The sequence below is a fragment of the Streptococcus sp. KHUD_015 genome, from assembly GCF_051106265.1.
GTDB lineage: Bacteria > Bacillota > Bacilli > Lactobacillales > Streptococcaceae > Streptococcus.
Genome location: NZ_CP193665.1, coordinates 1,222,555 through 1,240,484, shown reverse-complemented (window position 1 = coordinate 1,240,484; position 17,930 = coordinate 1,222,555). Strand labels below are relative to the sequence as shown.

Annotated in this window: 14 protein-coding genes and 1 pseudogene; 7 read left to right on the top strand and 8 right to left on the bottom strand. The window is 39.3% G+C overall.

Annotation, left to right across the window (positions count from 1 at the left end; all coding sequences use genetic code 11):
- Positions 1–98: 98 nt before the first annotated feature.
- Both ACORHU_RS05685 and ACORHU_RS05680 read right to left on the bottom strand, forming a co-directional pair.
- Positions 99–839: an amino acid ABC transporter ATP-binding protein gene (locus ACORHU_RS05685; protein ID WP_001096322.1), complete on the bottom strand. Its 741-nt coding sequence runs from the start codon at positions 837–839 to the stop codon at positions 99–101.
- Entirely contained in the window at positions 839–3,004 is a 2,166-nt protein-coding gene (locus ACORHU_RS05680) for an ABC transporter substrate-binding protein/permease (RefSeq protein WP_434363861.1), read from the bottom strand. Before ACORHU_RS05680 ends, ACORHU_RS05685 begins: the two co-directional genes overlap by 1 nt.
- Before the next feature lie 173 nt (positions 3,005–3,177).
- On the opposite strand from ACORHU_RS05680, the gene ACORHU_RS05675 reads away from it, so the two are divergent.
- The 4 genes and pseudogenes from ACORHU_RS05675 to ACORHU_RS05660 all read left to right on the top strand — a co-directional run bounded on the left by ACORHU_RS05675 (position 3,178) and on the right by ACORHU_RS05660 (position 8,719).
- Positions 3,178–4,131 carry a CPBP family intramembrane glutamic endopeptidase gene (locus ACORHU_RS05675; protein ID WP_434365157.1) on the top strand — a complete coding sequence of 318 codons (954 nt, stop codon included), beginning with the start codon at positions 3,178–3,180 and terminating at the stop codon, positions 4,129–4,131.
- A 76-nt stretch (positions 4,132–4,207) separates the two neighbouring features.
- A complete protein-coding gene (uvrB, locus tag ACORHU_RS05670) occupies positions 4,208–6,196 on the top strand; it encodes an excinuclease ABC subunit UvrB (RefSeq protein ID WP_434363859.1) in 1,989 nt (662 codons plus the stop codon).
- A gap of 18 nt (positions 6,197–6,214) precedes the next feature.
- Positions 6,215–8,053, top strand: a pseudogene (locus tag ACORHU_RS05665) (DUF2971 domain-containing protein).
- Between the two features lie 198 nt (positions 8,054–8,251).
- Entirely contained in the window at positions 8,252–8,719 is a 468-nt protein-coding gene (locus ACORHU_RS05660) for an 8-oxo-dGTP diphosphatase (RefSeq protein ID WP_414306623.1), read from the top strand.
- Here the strand turns inward: ACORHU_RS05660 and ACORHU_RS05655 are convergent.
- The 5 genes from ACORHU_RS05655 to coaB form a co-directional block, all read right to left on the bottom strand.
- The gene (locus tag ACORHU_RS05655) at positions 8,716–9,231 is read right to left on the bottom strand and encodes a transcription repressor NadR (protein WP_414306622.1); all 516 of its coding nucleotides are present in this window, start codon (positions 9,229–9,231) and stop codon (positions 8,716–8,718) included. The genes ACORHU_RS05660 and ACORHU_RS05655 overlap by 4 nt on opposite strands.
- Positions 9,232–9,243: 12 nt before the next feature.
- Positions 9,244–9,771, bottom strand: coding sequence for an ECF transporter S component (locus ACORHU_RS05650; protein ID WP_001097393.1), 528 nt, complete (start codon positions 9,769–9,771; stop codon positions 9,244–9,246).
- Positions 9,772–10,211: 440 nt separating this feature from the next.
- Complete coding sequence (locus ACORHU_RS05645) at positions 10,212–10,775, bottom strand: ECF transporter S component (protein WP_000747412.1); 564 nt, start codon at positions 10,773–10,775, stop codon at positions 10,212–10,214.
- Entirely contained in the window at positions 10,759–11,310 is a 552-nt protein-coding gene (gene coaC, locus ACORHU_RS05640; protein ID WP_049535624.1) for a phosphopantothenoylcysteine decarboxylase, read from the bottom strand. Before coaC ends, ACORHU_RS05645 begins: the two co-directional genes overlap by 17 nt.
- An 11-nt stretch (positions 11,311–11,321) precedes the next feature.
- Positions 11,322–12,011, bottom strand: coding sequence for a phosphopantothenate--cysteine ligase (coaB, locus tag ACORHU_RS05635; RefSeq protein WP_434363855.1), 690 nt, complete (start codon positions 12,009–12,011; stop codon positions 11,322–11,324).
- A gap of 229 nt (positions 12,012–12,240) precedes the next feature.
- On the opposite strand from coaB, the gene ACORHU_RS05630 reads away from it, so the two are divergent.
- The 3 genes from ACORHU_RS05630 to radC all read left to right on the top strand — a co-directional run bounded on the left by ACORHU_RS05630 (position 12,241) and on the right by radC (position 17,240).
- Positions 12,241–13,911, top strand: a complete 1,671-nt coding sequence (locus tag ACORHU_RS05630) for a formate--tetrahydrofolate ligase (protein ID WP_434363853.1) — start codon at positions 12,241–12,243, stop codon at positions 13,909–13,911.
- A 314-nt stretch (positions 13,912–14,225) separates the two neighbouring features.
- The gene (gene pcrA, locus ACORHU_RS05625; protein WP_434363851.1) at positions 14,226–16,517 is read left to right on the top strand and encodes a DNA helicase PcrA; all 2,292 of its coding nucleotides are present in this window, start codon (positions 14,226–14,228) and stop codon (positions 16,515–16,517) included.
- A 42-nt stretch (positions 16,518–16,559) separates the two neighbouring features.
- Positions 16,560–17,240 carry a RadC family protein gene (gene radC / locus ACORHU_RS05620; RefSeq protein ID WP_000286933.1) on the top strand — a complete coding sequence of 227 codons (681 nt, stop codon included), beginning with the start codon at positions 16,560–16,562 and terminating at the stop codon, positions 17,238–17,240.
- Here the strand turns inward: radC and ACORHU_RS05615 are convergent.
- Positions 17,237–17,926, bottom strand: coding sequence for a gamma-glutamyl-gamma-aminobutyrate hydrolase family protein (locus ACORHU_RS05615; protein ID WP_020900935.1), 690 nt, complete (start codon positions 17,924–17,926; stop codon positions 17,237–17,239). The genes radC and ACORHU_RS05615 overlap by 4 nt on opposite strands.
- Positions 17,927–17,930: the final 4 nt, after the last annotated feature.

Sequence of the window (17,930 nt, the reverse complement as noted above, 5' to 3'; positions counted from 1 at the left end):
CTCATTTCATAAACTTAATTCTAACATAATTTTCCGAAAAATCAAAAAATCCAATACGAGATAGAAAAAAACTGCAAGGAAATCCTTACAGTTTAAGTTTAGACGTTTAAGACCTTGTCCAAGAACTCTTTCAGACGTGGGTGTTGAGGGTTATCAAAGATTTGATCAGGTGTTCCGTCTTCAAGGAATTCACCATCTGCAGTAAAGATAACGCGGTTGGCAACCTGACGAGCAAATCCCATCTCATGGGTTACGATAATCATGGTCATGCCTTGTTCAGCCAATTCCTTCATAACGTTTAGTACGTCTCCGACCATCTCAGGGTCAAGGGCAGAAGTTGGTTCATCAAAGAGCATGATGTCTGGATTCATTGCTAGTCCACGAGCGATGGCCACGCGTTGTTTTTGACCTCCTGATAGGCTATCTGGGTTAGCATTAGCTTTATCTGCTAGCCCAACTTTGTCAAGCAACTCCATTCCCAATTTCTCAGCTTCTTCCTTAGTCATCAACTTGTGCTCAATAGGAGCAAAGGTAATGTTGTCCAATACAGACATGTGTGGGAAGAGGTTGAAGTGTTGGAAAACCATTCCGATATTTTCACGGACGTGGTCAACGTTGGTAGTTTTTTCAGTTAAGTCATAACCGTTCACAGTGATGTGACCGCTAGTGACTTCTTCTAGAAGATTAAGGCTACGGAGGAAGGTTGACTTACCAGAACCTGAAGGACCGATGATACAAACAACATCTCCTTCATAGAACTTAGTCGTAATTCCTTTTAGGACCTTATTTTTTCCATATTGCTTATGTAAGTCATTTACATCAATTTTTAATTTTGCCATTAACGAATCCTCTTTTCTAAGCGTTTCGCTAGTCTAGTCAAAAGTGTGATAATTACAAGATAGAAGATAGCAAGGATTGCATACATCTTGAAACTTTGGTAGTTACGGGCAATGATAATTTTACCAGTTTGGAAGAGTTCAACCAAACCGATAGCAGATACGATGGTTGTATCTTTAAGAGCGATAACGAATTGGTTAACAAAGTTTGGCAACATCAATTTAGTTGCTTGTGGCAAGATAATCTTACGCATGGTTTTTCCATAAGAGATACCCAAGCTTCGGCTGGCTTCCATTTGGCCAACTGGAACGGCCTGAATACCACCACGAACGATTTCAGCGATATAAGCTGCTGCGTTGAGTGAGAGGGCAATAGTACCAGCTACGAAGTCGTTAATTGGACTTTGTTGGCCTGTGATGGACTCGATGAAGTTTGGAATACCCCAGAAGATGAAGGCTGCAAGAATCATCAATGGAATACCACGGATAACGTCAACGAAAATTTCAGAGATTACACGAAGAGATTTGTATGGGCTAACGCTAAACATACCGAAGATAATCCCGATAACAATGGCAATAGCAAATGAGATAAGAGCTAGAGCAAGAGTGATACCAAGACCGCTAAGGAGTTGTTTGTAGTTGTTTTGAAGCAAGCCCCAGATAGTTGTCTCATCAATAGTGCTTGTTGAGACAGATGAAGATTCGCTAGCTAGGTATTTATCAAGAATCTTTTGGAATTCTCCGTTTGCTTTAAGGTTTGCAAGTCCGTTATTGAACATTTCAATCAACTCTGGATTTGCTCCTTTTTTAACGGCAAATGCTGTTTCACCGATTGGAGTTCCAGCGATTGGTGTTTTCAATTTTTGCCCTTGGCTGATAGAATATTTGAGGACAGGCTCATCATCCATAACGGCATCGATGGCACCAGTGTTTAAACTGTCATACATTGATGAACCATCAGCAAAGGTTTTGATTTTGTAACCGTATTTGCTTTGGTTTTCGGTTAGGAAGGTTTGAGAAGCAGTTCCGTTTTTAACACCGACTGTCTTTCCTTTCAAATCTTCATAAGAAGCAATGGTACTTGATTCTTTGACACCAAGGATAGTATTGGCAGTGTAGTATGATTCTGAGAAGTCAAAAGTTGCCTTACGAGCATCTGTAACAGACATACCAGCAATGATACCATCAGCTTGTCCAGCTTGAACAGCACTGATAGCAGCATCGAAACCAGGGTTGGTGATTTCAATTTCAAAACCTTGGTCTTTAGCGATTGCCTTAATCAATTCCATATCAATACCAGTGTATTGGTTGCTTGAATTTTGGAAAACAAAAGGTGCAAAAGAAGAATCGCTAGCAATGATATATTTAGCTTTAACAGGAATAGCTTTTAAGCCAGCTAGAGTAGTTGTAGTTGGCAATGCTGAAGATGATGAAGCAGTCCATTTCTTGATGATTTTATCAAGGCTACCATCTTTTTTCATTTCGGCCAAGGCTTGGTTAAATTCAGTAACTAGGTGCTCGTATTTACTTCCTTTTTTCACACCGAAAGCAAAACTTCCTACAGCTTCACCATCCATTTCAATATGGAGGTCTTGACCTTGGTTAATGGCATATTCGATAACAGGTTTGTCATCCATCATGGCATCGATGGCACCAGCACTCAAGCTGTTGTTCATCAAATCACCAGTGTCAAATGTTTTAATAGTAAAACCGTATTTATCTTTGATTGTTTCAAGGAAACGTTGAGCGGCAGTTCCGTTTTTAACACCAACAGTTTTACCTTTTAATTGATCATACTGACTAATCTTGTGTGACTTTGTAGTTGCAATGACAACTTTTGTATCATAGTAAGTATCAGACATGGTGAAAACTTTTTCACGTTCTGCAGTCTTTGTCATTCCTGCCATGATTGCGTCAGCTTGACCAGCTTGAACCGCATTGACCGCTGCGTCAAATCCAGGATAGGACATCTGAATGTTCCATCCTTTAATCTCAGCGACTTTGTTTATAATGTCAACATCAATTCCTTTATAAGTTTGATCTGAATCTTTAAACTCAAAAGGTGCATAGGCGGTATCAGAAACAATCTTAATCGTCTCAGCTTTTGCAATACCTAATGAGAAAATTGGGAATAAAATTAGCAAAAATGCTAGAAATTTTTTCTTCATTTTTAGTCTCCTTTTCCGAATATTTTCCCATTATATCAGAAAAATTAAAAAAATGCAAATCTAGGGACTTTTATGTTAGAAGATATAACATAAAAACCCTTTATTTCTTTCTTGAACTGCTACCACAAAGTGCTATAATAATAGTACATAATAGAATAAAAGAGGATAGGGATATGAAGGATAAAAGAATATTTAAAGACTTCCAAGCTTCAAAAATGAGTTTAAACATTTACACAAGCCCCTTGTTAGCCTTTGTTTTTGTCTTCATAGGAGAGTTTGTAGCTTTTACTTTATATGGTATTAGTTTGTTAGCTCTCATCGGACTTGCTAGAAATTTTGGAGAGCCTGGTCAAAATCTTGCAACCTACTTGCAGACCTTGCAGCAGAGCTTGACGGATAAAACAAGTGATTTTCGTTTAATTTTAGAATTGCTGTCTTTTGGTTTTATTCTCAACACTGTATTCAGATGGACTAGAAAAGTTGAGAAAAGACCTATTCGAACCTTAGGATTTTATAGAGAGAATTTTCTCAGCAATCTTCTGAAAGGATTTGGGCTAGGTCTGGCACTTTTTCTTCTAACCTTGTTAGGTTTGGTAGCCTTAGGTCAATATCGTTTTGAGTCCATTCACTTAGATCCTTATTCGCTTACCTTTATCGTCTTTACTATCCCTTTTTGGATTTTACAGGGGACAACAGAAGAAGTGGTAGCCCGTGCTTGGCTCCTTCCTCAATTGGCTTCACGAACCAATTTAAAACTTGCTGTTCTTATATCTAGCCTGTTCTTCACCCTACTTCATATGGGCAATTCTGGTCTAACACCTCTATCTCTAGTGAATCTCTTCTTATTCGGAGTTGCTATGGCTCTTTACCTTCTTAAAACTGATACAGTTTGGGGGGTAGCAGGTATTCATGGCGCTTGGAATTTTGCTCAGGGTAATCTTTTTGGGATTTTAGTTAGTGGTCAACCATCAGGAACGTCTCTGCTGACCTTTTTACCACAAGGCAATCAAGGCTGGTTATCAGGAGGATCTTTTGGCATAGAAGGATCTATCATGACAAGTCTAGTCTTGCTACTGCTGATTGTCTATCTCGCTTACCAATTAAAGAAAGAAAATGAAAGGATGTGACTTCGGTCCGTCCTTTTCTTCGTGAAAATACTACAAGTATGCTAAAATAGGAATAGCACATGGAAAGAGGATTCTTATGATCAATCGTATTACAGATAATCAATTTAAACTAGTATCAAAGTATCAACCATCAGGAGATCAACCCCAAGCTATCGAGCAGTTGGTTGATAATATCGAGGGGGGAGAAAAAGCTCAGATTCTGATGGGGGCGACTGGAACAGGGAAGACCTATACCATGAGTCAGGTCATTTCCAAAGTCAATAAGCCAACTCTGGTTATTGCCCACAATAAAACTCTAGCAGGACAGCTCTATGGGGAGTTTAAGGAATTTTTCCCTGAAAATGCAGTTGAGTACTTTGTTTCCTACTATGATTATTACCAGCCTGAGGCCTATGTTCCTTCCAGTGATACCTATATTGAAAAGGATAGTTCTGTCAACGATGAGATTGACAAGCTACGCCACTCAGCGACTTCGGCTCTTTTGGAGCGCAATGATGTCATTGTCGTGGCCTCAGTCTCTTGTATCTATGGTTTGGGTTCGCCCAAAGAATACGCTGATAGTGTCGTTAGTCTCCGTCCAGGTCTTGAAATTTCTCGTGATAAACTCTTGAATGACTTGGTTGATATCCAGTTTGAACGTAATGATATTGATTTCCAACGTGGAAGATTTCGTGTTCGTGGGGATGTGGTAGAGATTTTCCCAGCCTCCCGTGATGAGCATGCCTTTCGAGTAGAATTTTTTGGAGACGAAATTGACCGTATTCGTGAAGTGGAGGCTTTGACAGGCCAGGTATTGGGAGAAGTGGATCATTTGGCGATTTTCCCTGCCACTCACTTCGTAACCAATGACGACCACATGGAAGTTGCCATTGCCAAGATTCAGGCAGAGTTAGAAGAGCAGTTAGCTGTCTTTGAGAAGGAAGGCAAATTGCTTGAAGCCCAACGTTTGAAACAGCGGACAGAGTATGATATCGAAATGTTGCGCGAGATGGGCTATACTAACGGTGTCGAAAACTACTCACGCCACATGGATGGACGTAGCGAAGGAGAGCCACCTTATACGCTTCTCGACTTCTTCCCAGATGATTTCTTAATTATGATTGACGAGAGTCACATGACTATGGGACAAATCAAGGGCATGTACAATGGAGACCGTTCGCGTAAAGAAATGCTAGTAAATTATGGTTTTCGTTTGCCATCTGCTCTGGACAATCGTCCTCTCCGTCGTGAAGAGTTTGAAAGCCATGTGCACCAGATTGTTTACGTTTCAGCGACACCAGGTGACTATGAGAATGAACAGACCGAGACAGTGATTGAGCAAATCATTCGTCCAACGGGACTCTTGGATCCTGAAGTGGAAGTCCGTCCGACTATGGGACAGATTGATGACCTCTTAGGTGAAATCAATGCCCGTGTGGAGAAGAATGAGCTTACCTTTATCACAACCTTAACCAAGAAGATGGCAGAGGACTTAACCGACTACTTCAAAGAAATGGGCATTAAAGTTAAGTACATGCACTCGGATATCAAGACTTTAGAGCGGACGGAGATTATTCGTGACCTGCGCTTGGGTGTCTTTGATGTCTTGGTCGGAATCAACCTCCTTCGTGAAGGAATTGACGTTCCTGAGGTAAGTTTGGTTGCCATTCTCGATGCTGACAAGGAAGGCTTCCTAAGAAATGAGCGTGGTCTCATCCAGACCATTGGCCGCGCTGCCCGTAATAGCGAAGGTCATGTCATCATGTACGCTGACACAGTTACCCAGTCTATGCAACGTGCCATTGATGAAACTGCTCGCCGTCGGAAAATCCAGATGGCCTATAATGAAGAACATGGTATCGTACCTCAGACAATCAAGAAAGAAATTCGTGACCTGATTGCCGTAACCAAGACCATTGCAAAGGAAGAAGACAAGGAAGTTGATATCAATAGTCTTAATAAACAAGAGCGCAAAGAACTAGTCAAGAAACTAGAGAAACAAATGCAAGAAGCCGTCGAAGTGCTTGACTTTGAACTCGCTGCCCAGATCCGTGATATGATGTTGGAAGTAAAGGCGTTAGGGTAGGTTTTGGAAGGAGATGAAATGGAAATGCCAAACTATTTTACAGATGAATTTAGTACATCTGGATTAGAGAATTATTTTGATTCCTTGAATGAAGAAAAACTGGAATACGAACTTGAAAATTTTATTAATCAATATCTAGATTTATCTGAAGAAGAACAATTGAAATATACTGAAACTATTCTTTATCTATGTAGTAATTTTTTAGAGAAAATTGATAAAACTATTCAGAAGAAGATTTTAGAAACAATAAATAAAATACTATCAACAAAAATACTATCAACAAAAATACAAATATATAGTTGGGCTGATATATCTTATTATTTAGATACTCTTAATTTATATTTATTTAAAATCGAAAGATATGAAGAATATTCTAAACTGTTTGAAAATGATAGTTATTTCTTTAAAATCCTTGATTTAATATTAAAAGAAAATTTAGAGGAAGGAGAATTCTTTTCTTCAGAATTACTTTCAGTTTTTGTTCAACTATTTAGACAAAATAGTTGAACAGAAGAAAGAAGAAACTATTTTAAGAGGGAATTAGAATCATTCATTAACTTCATATTTAAAGATAATTTTCAAGATAATGATTTTGGACACATTGTATATTGGTATTTTAGATTAGATGAGCTTGTTTCAATTTTTCAATTTGAGCACTTAAAGATAATAAATAACTATTTCATGGAGAATCCTCAATCTGAAGATATTGATGACTACCTAGATTTTATATCAAGGCATTTTGATGATATAATTGAAGATTCAATAGAAGTTATTCGAAAGATAGCAGAAGAAAATGATTCGGATATCATCCGAAATCAAGCTATTAAGATAATTGAGAAATATGATAACGATTATTTAAATGAGAAAAGTGATCCAGAATCTATCTCAGCATTTGATGCTGAACAACTTTTAGAACAAGCGGACAAGATTATATACTATATTCGTTCTAAATTGACTGTTGATGCAAATGAGTTGAAAGAAATAGGTTCCTTTGGACATTATACTAAGATTGACACATTAACAAATTATCTTATAAAAGCAGACTGGAAAAATGAAAATAATTCTGAAATTCAACCTCCATTTTTACGACTTACTAATCTAAAACAGTTAAATGACCCGATGGAAGGAAGAGTAGCATATGATTATTTGGGTATAGATAATACGTTTTTCAAACAATATCAAACTTCTAATGTTTTTATATCTTCTCTAACCACGGTATCTGATAGTTTACCTATGTGGAAGGAATATGCAGATTCCTCTCAGGGAGCATTTCTTGAATATGATCTGTCTTATCTTGAAGATATAGTTGCTCATAAATCTATAGAGTTTGTTAAAGTTCATTATTTAGATTTAATATCAGAAAATAAAGACGAAACAGAGGTTGGTAAATTTCTTGATAATTTAAAACAAATTTTTGAAAAATTACAAGAGCTGGAAGCTGAAAAAGAATTAATAGATTTTGCTGAGAAATTAAAGAAGATTTCTTACCTTTTCAAAGTTAAAGACTATGAGTATGAAATGGAGTATCGTATTTTAATTAATTTAGATGATACAGCGATACAAAATATTATTAAAAGAGATGCTAATGATTCATCAAATGAGAAGTACTTTAAGAAAGAAGAAATTGGGTTAGAAGTTTTTGATAAAGTTAACTATAAAGATTTTAGGAAGTATATCGTCTTGAACCCAAAAGATAATGGCAGATTTGATTTATTTGTATATATCAATCTGGCACCTTTGAAATACTCAAAAGTAATTCTAGGTCCAAAGGTTACGGATGCAGACTATATTGCTCCTTATCTTAAACTTGCCAATCCTGATATAGAGATAGAAAGTTCGAAAATTCCTTATCGTTAAGTTGAGAACGATTTAGAGCAGAAGGTGGAATGGCAGAATTTATTTCAAACAGATAGATAATTCAGAGATACCAGATTCCTTACTACTATTGTGCTAAAGGATGGCGTTCAGGTAGTAGTGTCTTTTTAAAGTTTCAGAGTTATAAGGTAATTAAGTTTAAAGTGAAAGATAATTCAAAATTAGAAAGCGAGTAAATTTATGTCCCGTTCTCAATTAACGATTTTAACCAATATCTGTCTGATTGAAGACCCCGAAACTCAGCGCGTGGTGATGCAGTATCGCTCTCCTGAAACCAATCGCTGGTCAGGTTATGCCTTTCCAGGAGGCCATGTAGAAAACGGCGAGGCTTTCGCAGAGTCTGTCATTCGTGAAATCTATGAAGAAACAGGGTTGACTATCCAAAATCCTCAACTTGTCGGCATTAAAAATTGGCCACTAGATACAGGTGGGCGCTATATTGTCGTTTGTTATAAGGCGACTGAGTTCTTTGGTACTCTTCGCTCTTCAGATGAAGGAGAGGTTTCTTGGGTACAAAAAGACCAGATTCCAAACTTGGATCTGGCCTATGATATGTTGCCTTTGATGGAGATGATGGAAGCTCCTGACAAGTCAGAGTTTTTCTACCCTCGCCGTACAGAAGACGATTGGGAAAAGAAAATTTTCTAATCCTTTACTAAATAACCTAGCTGATCCAAGGCCTCCTCGATATAGTGGAGGTCTTGTTGTGTTTCGGCTTCGACTAGGTGGTAATGAATGCCATCTGTCAATTCAGATAGAGGTCTAAAGTCAGAATGCTCGACTTGTTCTAGAAAATGTTGAACATCTCTGCGACAAGAAAGTTTGAGTAGAGTTTCAATTTCTCCGTAAACAGGATGATCAATCAAGGTATTTTGAACACGCCCTCCATTATCTACGATAGCAAGAAGTTCCTGACCGATTTCTTCAACTTCATGTTTCACTTTGAAAAGTTTGTGGACGTATGGATTGGTATCAATCTGTTTATAGATGTAGCCACGATTAGTGGATAGGATAGGAGCGCCATCGGCTCTTAAAATTGCAATGTCCTGTACAATGATCTGACGTGTGACATGAAAATGTTCCGCCAAACTTTGGCCATTAAGGGCTTTAGGAGCTTCTTTCAAGAGTTGGAGAAGAGCATGTTTGCGATCTTTTGTCATAGCTTTTCCTTTTTAACGGCGTTTTCGAAGCACTTTATAGACAGCTAGTGCTAATGTATAGTCTACCATACTATGGATAATTGTACCAAATCCAACTAGTACAAATAGAACATAAAACATATTTTCTACATTGGTACCAGAAGTTGCGTAAAAAACGACACAGGCCAATACTTCAGCAAGGGCATGGACAAGTGCTAACACAAAGTTGAAAATCCAGGAAGCTTTTGGTTTATCTAGGGTATCGGGGAATTTTTGTAGGTAAAGAGCCCCCAAAGTCCCAAAAAAGATATGGGAAAAAGCTCGAAATACGATAACCATAGGATAGCCAGCCATCAAAAATCCAAAACTAGAGGCTAGGATGACAAAAACTGCCATCAAGGGCGACAAGAACATGGCAATAAAAATAGCGATATGGCTCCCTAGAGTGTAAGAAGCAGGAGGAATGACAATCTTAAAAGGCATAACAATTGGAATCAAAATCGCAATAGCCGTTAAAAGGGCAGTCATTGTCATAAATTGTGTCTTTTTCCGTGTATTCATAAGAATCTCCTTTTTATTGTATATACACTAGTATAGTACGATAAAATAGACAATAAAGCAAGGATTTACTTAGGTTTATAGGTCATTTTTAAGTTAATACTCTTCGAAAACCTCTTCAAACCACGTCAGCTTCCATCTGCAATCTCAAAACAGTATTTTTAGCTGTCTTCGTCAGTTCTATCCATAACCTCAAAACCGTGTTTTGAGCAACCTGCGGCTATCTTTCTAGTTTACTTTTTGATTTTCATTGAGTATAAATATAGTAGTTTGAAACTGGAAGAGTACATCATGAATGATAAAATATTTCTAGAAATTAATTTGAATTCCCTAATCTATTTGTTGGTATCTTATTTCAATCTATTTTACTGGTAAAAATTTCACTAAATATAAAAAATATAGAACAAAATCTCCACCTTCAAGCTTGAAAGCGGAGATTGTTTTTATTTCTTCAAAGTTTGTAATCTTGGGACAATGGCTAGGGTTAGAACTGCGGAAATGACTAATTCGGCAATCGAATTTGTTGAGATAACAGTTGCTAGGAGTTTTTGGATATTACCATCAAAAACATTTCCAAAAAGGTAGAAAATTCCACCAAGTACAAAGACTGTGTTGGTAAGTGAACCAAGGGCACCAGCTAAAATCAGACCAGTCTTGTTTTTCATTAGTTTATAGACTAGATACGGAGTTAAACCAATCAAAATACGTGGGACGATGGCAATGATAGCTGAGTAGATGTTTCCGTTTGGTACAAATGGTGAGAAGAGATAGCTTGTAGGTAGAATAGTAATCGTATTAACTGTCAAGCTAAGAAGCCCCATCAAAAATCCAAGTGTAACCCCAACTCGTGGACCGTAGATAATGCTGGCAATAATGACAGGAATATGAACGATGGTCGGTTTGATTGGAAATGGAAAAAGGTTAAAGATAAGTGAGCTCAGAAAGTGTATCACGAGCATGGTTGCAAAAAAGATAGCAATGGGTGCAATATTAGAGCGTTTTTTCATCGAGAGTTTCCTTTATTCTTTCTAAAATAATTGTGAGGTCGGCTAAAGCTCCTCGTCCATGGTCGCCACAAGCTAGTAGGGATTCCTTAGGAGTAATCAGCTGATAGCCGTAGGTTTCTAATGTTTTCAGATTATTCTGAGTTGCTGGATGGTCATACATTTTTGTATTCATAGCAGGAGCTATTAGTTTAGGAATATGACTGGGCAAGGCTAGAGCTGTACAAGTTACCATGTTGTCCGCAAAACCATGGGCTAGTTTTGCAATAGTGTTAGCTGTTGCAGGGGCCACGATGAATAGATCAGTTTCTTTTCCAAGTTCGATATGATTGACTTGATCAGGATAGGGTTCCTTCATGACATCTAAGTGGACAGGATTCTGAGAGAGTACTTGTAGTGTCAAAGGTTGGATAAACTCTGTAGCAGCCTGAGTCATTAAGACTGTGATCTGATGACCTTGTTTTTTTAGAGAACTGACTAAATCTGCCGACTTGTAAGAGGCGATTGAGCCCGTTACAGCCAAGAGAATGTTTGCCATAGCTTTCCTTTCTAAGAATGATAGGTTTGAATTTTTTCAAGGAGGAGTTTTGCAATTTCTTCTTTAGTGTTAACCGTTTGAAGATAATCTTTCTCAACAAAGATTGCACGATGCTGGTTTGGTGAGATTTGAGTCAGATCATTTGCGATAATCAAGTCTGCTTGGTTCTTGATAAGACTTTTTCTAGCAATGTCAACCAGATGATCTTCGCTAACATCAACCAGCAGTTTAAAGCCAATCAGATGAATAGCAGGATTCCACTCCTTGACTAGAGAGATGATTTTGGGTGTCTTTTTTAGGAACAAAACCTGAACCTCGTCAGTTGAAGAAATCTTAGTCTGATGATTCTGCTTGCTTAAAAATTCTTCTAGATTGGAGCTAGCCTGAACTTCCTCCAGCCCTGTCATATAGACAGGAGTGTAGTCGGACACCGCCATTGAGTGAATCAAAACCTGATAATCTGCAACACGTTCTTGCATTTCCAGTAGAAGGTCCTTGGTATTGTTAATTTCTCGAATACTTAGATTGGGATGGGCTTCTGGTTTCAAAGCTCGTTTTGTCGTTATTAAACAAACTTCATGCCCTGCAGCAAGCAGGGTTTCTGTGATGATTTTCCCCAAGCGACCTGTAGAATGGTTAGTGATAGAGCGGACGCTATCGATAGCTTCACTGGTACCGCCCGATGTAACTAAAATTTTCATAGCACTATTGTACACAAAAATAAACGGTAAGTAAAATGAAAGTGATAAATTTTTGGTAAAAACGAAGATTTACTATAGTTTCAAACTATAAAGCCATATAAAATTTAAGAAAGGGCTCTAAAAACCTTAAAAATAGGGATATTTACGAACGTTTAGAGAGTTTTCGGATGTTAAAAATCTTGTTTTGTGTTATAATGAATTATCATATAAGAGGTTAGAGGAGTTTTGAATGAAAACAGATATTGAAATCGCACAGAGTATTGAGTTGAAGCCCATTATTGATGTTGTAGAGAAGCTTGGTATTTCTTACGATGATTTGGAGTTGTATGGAAAGTACAAGGCTAAGCTCAGCTTTGATAAAATTCGTGCAGTTGAGAGTAATCCAGTTGGGAAATTGATTCTGGTTACTGCCATCAATCCAACACCTGCAGGTGAAGGGAAATCAACCATTACCATTGGTCTGGCGGATGCCTTGAATAAAATTGGCAAGAAAACGATGATTGCTATCCGCGAACCATCTCTTGGTCCAGTAATGGGGATTAAGGGTGGTGCTGCAGGAGGTGGTTACGCTCAAGTTCTACCAATGGAGGACATCAATCTCCACTTTACTGGGGATATGCACGCCATTACAACTGCCAACAACGCCCTTTCTGCCTTGATTGACAACCACTTGCACCAAGGCAATGAGCTGGGAATTGATCAACGTCGTATCCTTTGGAAACGTGTTGTGGACTTGAACGACCGTGCTCTTCGCCATGTAACAGTTGGGCTTGGTGGCCCTCTAAATGGTATTCCACGTGAGGATGGCTTTGACATTACCGTCGCTTCCGAAATTATGGCAATTCTTTGCTTGGCAACGGACATCGAGGACTTGAAACGCCGTTTGGCCAATATCGTTATCGGTTATCGCTATGACCGTACACCAGTTTCTGTAGGTGATTTGAAGGTTGAAGGTGCCTTGGCTTTGATTTTGAAGGATGCTATTAAACCGAACCTGGTTCAGACAATTTACGGAACACCTGCCTTTGTACATGGTGGTCCATTTGCCAATATTGCTCATGGATGTAATTCAGTCTTGGCAACAAGCACAGCCCTTCACTTGGCTGATTACACAGTTACTGAAGCTGGGTTTGGTGCAGACCTTGGTGCCGAGAAATTTCTTGATATCAAGACACCAAACTTGCCAACTTCTCCAGATGCAGTAGTTATTGTCGCAACCCTTCGTGCCCTTAAGATGAATGGTGGTGTGGCTAAAGATGCTCTGACTGAAGAAAATGTAGAAGCAGTTCGTGCAGGTTTTGCTAACTTGAAACGCCACGTTGAAAATATCCGTAAGTTTGGAGTACCTGCAGTTGTAGCAATCAATGAATTTGTTTCTGATACAGAAGCTGAAATCGCAGCCTTGAAAGAACTTTGTGCTTCAATTGATGTGCCAGTTGAATTGGCTAGTGTCTGGGCTGATGGTGCAGAAGGTGGAGTAGCACTTGCTGAAACGGTTGTCAAGACTATTGCTGAAACTCCAGCTAACTATAAACGTTTGTATGACAATGACCTTTCTGTTCAAGAAAAGATTGAAAAGATTGTTACTGAAATCTACCGTGGTAGCAAAGTAAACTTTGAGAAGAAAGCTCAAACACAAATCGCTCAAATTGTTCAAAACGGATGGGACAAATTGCCAATCTGTATGGCTAAGACCCAGTATAGCTTCTCAGACAATCCAAATGCACTTGGAGCACCTGAAAACTTTGAAATTACCATTCGCGAATTGGTGCCAAAATTAGGTGCAGGCTTCATCGTTGCCCTAACTGGCGATGTCATGACCATGCCAGGCCTACCAAAACGTCCAGCAGCTCTCAACATGGATGTTGAAAGCGATGGAACCGTTCTAGGCTTGTTCTAGTATATTGAAATTGACTTTATACTCTTCGAAAATCTCTTCAAACCACGTCAGCTTCACCTTGCCGTATATATGGTTACTGACTTCGTCAGTTCTATCCACAACCTCAAAGCAGTGCTTTGAGCAACCTGCGACTAGCTTCCTAGTTTGCACTTCGATTTTCATTGAGTAAAAAATGAGTTTGGAAATACTATCCAAGCTCATTTTTTATCTAAGATATAAGGAGTTTTCTTCTACACGTAACCAGTTTAGGTAAAGATATTTTCCCTGAATTCTGATATAATAGAAATATTGACTTCAAGAGTAAGGAAGAGAAGATGAACGCATTATTAAATGGAATGAATGACCGTCAGGCTGAGGCGGTGCAAACGACAGAAGGTCCCTTGTTAATCATGGCGGGGGCAGGGTCTGGAAAGACCCGTGTTTTGACCCACCGTATCGCTTATTTGATTGATGAAAAGCTGGTCAATCCTTGGAATATCTTGGCCATTACCTTTACTAATAAGGCTGCGCGTGAGATGAAAGAGCGTGCTTATAGCCTCAATCCAGCCACTCAGGACTGTCTGATTGCGACCTTCCACTCCATGTGTGTTCGTATTTTGCGTCGGGATGCGGACCATATTGGATACAACCGAAATTTCACTATTGTAGATCCTGGAGAGCAGCGAACTCTCATGAAACGCATTCTCAAGCAGTTGAACTTGGATCCTAAAAAATGGAATGAACGAAGCATCTTAGGGACCATTTCCAATGCCAAGAATGACCTGATTGATGATGTAGCTTATGCTGCCCAAGCTGGCGATATGTACACGCAAATCGTGGCCCAGTGTTATACTGCTTATCAAAAAGAGCTTCGTCAGTCGGAGTCGGTTGACTTTGATGATTTGATTATGCTGACCCTGCGTCTCTTTGATCAAAATCCTGATGTTTTGACCTACTACCAGCAGAAGTTTCAATACATCCACGTTGATGAGTACCAAGATACTAACCATGCCCAGTACCAATTGGTCAAACTATTAGCTTCCCGTTTTAAAAATATCTGTGTTGTTGGGGATGCCGACCAGTCTATCTATGGTTGGCGTGGTGCTGATATGCAGAATATCTTGGATTTCGAGAAAGATTATCCCCAAGCCAAGGTTGTTTTGTTGGAGGAGAATTACCGTTCAACTAAAACCATTTTGCAAGCGGCCAACGAGGTCATTAAAAACAATAAAAACCGCCGTCCTAAGAATCTCTGGACTCAAAATGCTGATGGGGAGCAAATTGTTTACTATCGTGCCAATGATGAATTAGATGAGGCTGTATTTGTAGCCAAAACCATCGATCAACTGGGTCGCAACCAAAACTTCCTTCACAAGGATTTTGCAGTTCTCTATCGGACTAATGCGCAGTCCCGTACAATTGAGGAAGCCTTGCTCAAGTCAAATATCCCTTATACCATGGTTGGCGGAACCAAGTTCTACAGCCGTAAGGAAATCCGAGATATTATCGCTTACCTCAATCTTATTGCCAATTTGAGTGACAATATCAGTTTTGAGCGCATTATCAACGAACCGAAACGTGGAATTGGGCCAGGTACAGTTGAGAAAATCCGTGACTTTGCGAATATGCAAAACATGTCTATGCTAGATGCTTCAGCAAATATCATGTTATCTGGTATCAAGGGTAAGGCAGCTCAGTCTATCTGGGATTTTGCTAATATGGTTCTGGATTTGCGGGAGCAACTGGATCAATTAAGTATTACTGAGTTAGTTGAGGCTGTTCTAGAAAAAACAGGTTATGTTGATATTCTTAATGCCCAAGCGACTCTAGAAAGCAAGGCTCGGGTAGAAAACATCGAGGAGTTCCTTTCTGTTACGAAAAACTTTGATGACACCTCTGATATACCAGAAGAGGAAACTGGTTTGGACAAACTGAGTCGTTTCTTAAATGACTTGGCCTTGATTGCGGACACAGATTCAGGTAGTCAGGAGACATCAGAAGTGACCTTGATGACCCTACATGCTGCTAAAGGTCTCGAGTTTCCAGTTGTCTTTTTGATTGGGATGGAAGAAAATGTCTTTCCACTTAGCCGTGCGGCTGAAGATCAAGATGAGTTGGAAGAAGAGCGTCGTCTGGCCTATGTAGGTATCACGCGTGCAGAGAAAATCCTCTATCTGACCAATGCCAACTCACGCCTGCTTTTCGGTCGTACCAACTACAACCGTCCAACTCGTTTTATTAATGAAATTAGTTCGGACTTGCTTGAGTATCAAGGATTGGCCCGTCCAGCAAATACAAGCTTTAAGGCATCATATAGCAGTGGTGGCCTTGCCTTCGGTCAAGGTATGAGTCTTGCCCAGGCCATCCAAGACCGTAAACGTGGCGCGGCACCAAAAACTATCCAGTCAAGCGGTCTTCCATTTGGTCAATTTACAGCTGGCGTAAAATCAGCGTCTAGTGAGTCAAATTGGTCCATTGGTGACATTGCCCTCCACAAGAAATGGGGAGAGGGAACTGTTCTGGAAGTTTCAGGTAGCGGTGCTACGCAGGAATTGAAAATCAATTTCCCAGAAGTTGGTTTGAAAAAACTTTTAGCTAGTGTAGCCCCAATTGAGAAAAAAATCTAATTTTTCATCCTTCTCACGAATAATAAAGTGAGGAGGATTTTTATGTACAGTATTTCATTCCAAGAAGATTCATTATTACCAAGAGAAAGACTGGCCCAAGAAGGAGTAGAAGCCCTCAGTAATCAAGAGTTGCTAGCTATTTTACTCAGAACAGGAACACGTCAGGCTAGTGTTTTTGAAATTGCCCAGAAAGTCTTGAGCAATCTTTCAAGCCTAACGGATTTAAAAAAAATGACCTTGCAGGAATTGCAGAGTCTGTCTGGCATCGGGCGAGTTAAAGCTATAGAATTGCAAGCCATGATTGAACTGGGGCATCGTATCCACAAACACGAGACCCTTGAAATGGAAAGTATTCTCAGCAGTCAAAAGTTAGCCAAGAAGATGCAACAGGAGTTGGGACATAAAAAACAAGAGCACTTGGTGGCGCTCTATCTCAATACTCAAAATCAAATCATTCATCAACAGACCATTTTTATCGGTTCTGCAACTCGTAGTATCGCTGAACCGCGAGAGATTCTTCACTATGCAATAAAGCATATGGCGACTTCACTTATCTTGGTCCACAATCATCCTTCAGGAGCGGTAGCACCTAGTCGAAATGATGATCATGTCACTAAACTTGTCAAAGAAGCCTGCGACCTGATGGGTATTGTTCTCTTGGACCATTTGATTGTCTCACATTCTAATTACTTTAGTTATCGTGAAAAGACAGATTTAATCTAAAGTTCATTAACAACATAGTCAAAGAGTTTTTTATCCTTGGGACGATTTTCAAATAGAAATTCTGGGTGCCATTGGACACCGAGAAAGGGAACATTATCCGTACTTATGACAGCTTCAATGATACCATCTTTAGGATCATGAGCCGCAATCTTTAAATTTGGTGCTAAATCTTTTATACTCTGGTGGTGGAAGGAGTTGATATGGGAAATTTCTCCATAGATTTCTCGAAGAACAGTATCTGGTTCTGTCACCAAGCGTTGGGTTGTGTACTCAGCAGAAGAATCCTGCCAGTGGTCTTCGATATCTTGATACAGAGTGCCACCCATAGCAACGTTAAAGAGTTGAGTACCACGACAGATGGAGAAAATTGGCTTTTTCTGTTTGATAGCTTCCTTAATGAGGGCCAGTTCGAAGATATCTCTTTGAAGGTGATAGTCATCGCTATCAATGGTTTTCGGTTCGCCATAGAATTTTGGATCAACATTTTGCCCACCTGTTAAGATGAGCTTGTCAATCATACTGATATAGTGGCAGGCCATTTCTTGATCACCAATCGGTAGGATGATGGGAATCCCTCCAGCGTCTTTAACGCCTTCAACAAAGCCTTTTGCTACGTAGCTCATCATGATGTTATCATCTGGATGAGTTTTTTCGTTTCCTGTGATCCCAATAACTGGTTTTTTCATAAAA

Excerpts from the sequence above, each read along its gene's own strand:
- ACORHU_RS05685 (WP_001096322.1), bottom strand. The coding sequence starts at position 839 with ATGGCAAAATTAAAAATTGATGTAAATGACTTACATAAGCAATATGGA.
- ACORHU_RS05680 (WP_434363861.1), bottom strand. The coding sequence starts at position 3,004 with ATGAAGAAAAAATTTCTAGCATTTTTGCTAATTTTATTCCCAATTTTC.
- ACORHU_RS05675 (WP_434365157.1), top strand. The coding sequence starts at position 3,178 with ATGAAGGATAAAAGAATATTTAAAGACTTCCAAGCTTCAAAAATGAGT.
- uvrB (WP_434363859.1), top strand. The coding sequence starts at position 4,208 with ATGATCAATCGTATTACAGATAATCAATTTAAACTAGTATCAAAGTAT.
- ACORHU_RS05660 (WP_414306623.1), top strand. The coding sequence starts at position 8,252 with ATGTCCCGTTCTCAATTAACGATTTTAACCAATATCTGTCTGATTGAA.
- ACORHU_RS05655 (WP_414306622.1), bottom strand. The coding sequence starts at position 9,231 with ATGACAAAAGATCGCAAACATGCTCTTCTCCAACTCTTGAAAGAAGCT.
- ACORHU_RS05650 (WP_001097393.1), bottom strand. The coding sequence starts at position 9,771 with ATGAATACACGGAAAAAGACACAATTTATGACAATGACTGCCCTTTTA.
- ACORHU_RS05645 (WP_000747412.1), bottom strand. The coding sequence starts at position 10,775 with ATGAAAAAACGCTCTAATATTGCACCCATTGCTATCTTTTTTGCAACC.
- coaC (WP_049535624.1), bottom strand. The coding sequence starts at position 11,310 with ATGGCAAACATTCTCTTGGCTGTAACGGGCTCAATCGCCTCTTACAAG.
- coaB (WP_434363855.1), bottom strand. The coding sequence starts at position 12,011 with ATGAAAATTTTAGTTACATCGGGCGGTACCAGTGAAGCTATCGATAGC.
- ACORHU_RS05630 (WP_434363853.1), top strand. The coding sequence starts at position 12,241 with ATGAAAACAGATATTGAAATCGCACAGAGTATTGAGTTGAAGCCCATT.
- pcrA (WP_434363851.1), top strand. The coding sequence starts at position 14,226 with ATGAACGCATTATTAAATGGAATGAATGACCGTCAGGCTGAGGCGGTG.
- radC (WP_000286933.1), top strand. The coding sequence starts at position 16,560 with ATGTACAGTATTTCATTCCAAGAAGATTCATTATTACCAAGAGAAAGA.
- ACORHU_RS05615 (WP_020900935.1), bottom strand. The coding sequence starts at position 17,926 with ATGAAAAAACCAGTTATTGGGATCACAGGAAACGAAAAAACTCATCCA.